The following is a 2,218-nucleotide window of genomic DNA, read 5'->3' as shown; positions in this document are numbered from 1 at the left end:
CTTGCATACCGCGATGAGTGCGGCCGCGCACGATGAAATCTTCGAATGCCCAGGCGAGACCGAGTTGGTGCACGTTACGCCCGTCGATCGCGGAGAGCGTCGAGTGACGGCTTTCATTCGCGTCGTTGCCATGCAACGGCCAGCCCACCGACGTCTCCGCCTGTGCGGCACTGACGGCGACCAAGCAGCCGCCGAGTAAGACTTCGAGAAAATTTCGTACGGACATCGGCACACCTTTAACCGGACATCAACATCAAGCATGTCAAAGATCGACTTCGACATGCGCTTACGGAGGATAGTATGAAACATTCGATGCTTATGATTGCAATGCTGAGTGTACCCATGATGGCAGCGGCTCAGAACAAGCCAGCCAGCACAGCGGTGCCGTGTGCCAGCGCGACCCATGCGCCGATGGTTAGAGATTTCTACGAAAACCAGAAACCGGGGAGGCCGTTGCCGGTCGCGAGTCGGCACTTCAACGTCGCGGAGACCGTAATCGCGAGCGCGTTGCCCGCGACTCAATCCATTGGCACGGCAGGCTCCGCGCAAGTTGCGCAGACAGTTTGGAAGTCGATCGATGAATGGGGCGCGAACACTTCTATCAAGCTCGTGCTCACTTCAGGCGGTAAGCACGCGTATTCGTTTCCGAGTCTGGTGCCGATGGCGAAGCCGGACACCGGGGAGGGCTGGCTTGATATGTATGCTGACGATAGCAAGGGCGTGCACGCGCATATCAACGGCCAATACTTGAAGGCTGTGTTTGCGACGGATCTTCCCGGGCCAAAGGCTGGCGAGCGCACTCAGGCTATTTCGTTTTACAACCAGGATGGCAGTTTGGTCCTCGGGGTCTACGCTCGGGTGGCCGGCGAAACTTTCGATCAAGCTGCGGTCGAGGGCTTCAAGAAGACCTGGGCTGTGATCGAATCGTTGCCGCGAATCTGCGCTGCCAAGTAGTAACGAAAATACATCTCACATGACGCGCGCTGCTCGCGGCGCGCGTCCGGAATGCATTAATCACGAATCACGGCGCCTGCAGCGCCGTGAGTAGCCACGCACAGAGTTCCCATGCACAAAACTGCAAATCGAATTATTACCTGGCTCTGCGCATGCGCATCGCTGCTGTTCGCCGTAGCTACGGCAAGTTCCGCACCGGCGTACCGCGACGAAATGGTGAATGTGCGCGGCACGCTGATGCATTTCCGTGTCTATCCCGGCGATGCGCGGACCGTTTTGATGGAGGCGGGCTCGGGCGAGGGTCACGAGCGCTGGAACGAACTTGCACCGCGCATCCTAGCCACGACGGGCGCGACGGTCATCAGCTACGACCGCGCCGGGTTCGGTTCCAGCGAGCCGCTCACCACCCCCTACGACATCCACGACGAGGTCAGCCGCCTGCACGCCGGTCTTTATGCGCTCGGCCGCGACCAGTGGCTAGTGCTGGTTGGCCACAGCTATGGCGGCTACCTGATCCAGTTGTACTCGAATCTCTATCCCGGCGATGTGCGTGGCCTCGTCTATGTCGATGCGGATACGGTGCAGAGCATAGATGCCGTCGATGCCGCGGCAATGGTCGTGAAGAGCATCAAGGCCAAGGAGAGACTGGACGCTAGCCCGACAGAGCGCGCTTCGCTGCGCCACGCACGGGCATTCGTAGCGACGCACGAAACCATGCGACGCTATCCCGTGGTCTGCAATGTACCGGTAAGCGTACTGACGGCCGATATAGTCTGGCCCGACGGGTCGAAAGCCGAACGCGAAGGCTGGGTAGAGGGGCACCGTCAACTGGCGCTTGCGAGCAATGGTCGTTGGATCGTGGCGAAAGGTGCAGGCCACATGCTGCAGGTCGATCGACCCGACATCGTGCTCGAGACCCTCCATCAGGTGCTCGCCGATGTCCCGAGACGCGGCGCTTCGCTCGGAGTCGTGGGCCAAGCTTGTGCGAAGCCGCCGCGCTAGCGTCGCACAGTGCTGACTGGTTGGCTGTATAGAGTGCCGTCGTGCAACCGCGGATAGGGCATTGCAGCGCTACGAACGCCGACAAAACATCGCCCAGCCGTTTCGCTTGCCCGCTGGCGATGGGCGGGCGGCAGCGGATTGCATGCTGTGGGTGATATCTCTTTGCTAACTGCTTCTGGCGATTATTAAGCGAGATGACCTTGCCGCGGACCATCACCATGATAGGTGCCGATGAAAGTTCCAGCGGGTCGCCATCCCAGAT

Annotated in this window: 3 protein-coding genes; 2 read left to right on the top strand and 1 reads right to left on the bottom strand. The window is 60.1% G+C overall.

The annotated features are described in order from the left end of the window. A partial coding sequence (locus JNL55_RS08580) for a hypothetical protein (protein WP_293852021.1) occupies positions 1 to 226 on the bottom strand: 226 nt, incomplete at its 3' end. A gap of 116 nt (positions 227 to 342) precedes the next feature. Here JNL55_RS08580 and JNL55_RS08575 point away from each other — a divergent pair. Further along, a complete protein-coding gene (locus JNL55_RS08575; protein ID WP_293852018.1) occupies positions 343 to 954 on the top strand; it encodes a ChuX/HutX family heme-like substrate-binding protein in 612 nt (203 codons plus the stop codon). A 111-nt stretch (positions 955 to 1,065) separates the two neighbouring features. Continuing rightward, a complete protein-coding gene (locus tag JNL55_RS08570; RefSeq protein ID WP_293852015.1) occupies positions 1,066 to 1,956 on the top strand; it encodes an alpha/beta fold hydrolase in 891 nt (296 codons plus the stop codon). Positions 1,957 to 2,218: the final 262 nt, after the last annotated feature.

It is taken from the genome of Steroidobacter sp. (genome assembly GCF_016790065.1).
Taxonomy (GTDB): Bacteria; Pseudomonadota; Gammaproteobacteria; order Steroidobacterales; family Steroidobacteraceae; genus Steroidobacter.
The sequence above is the reverse complement of the archived record's forward strand: the minus strand, read 5'-3'. Positions and strand labels throughout refer to the sequence as shown.

What these genes read in the sequence shown, in the direction of transcription:
- JNL55_RS08575 (WP_293852018.1), top strand. Translation starts at nt 343, where the DNA reads ATGATGGCAGCGGCTCAGAACAAGCCAGCCAGCACAGCGGTGCCGTGT.
- JNL55_RS08570 (WP_293852015.1), top strand. Translation starts at nt 1,066, where the DNA reads ATGCACAAAACTGCAAATCGAATTATTACCTGGCTCTGCGCATGCGCA.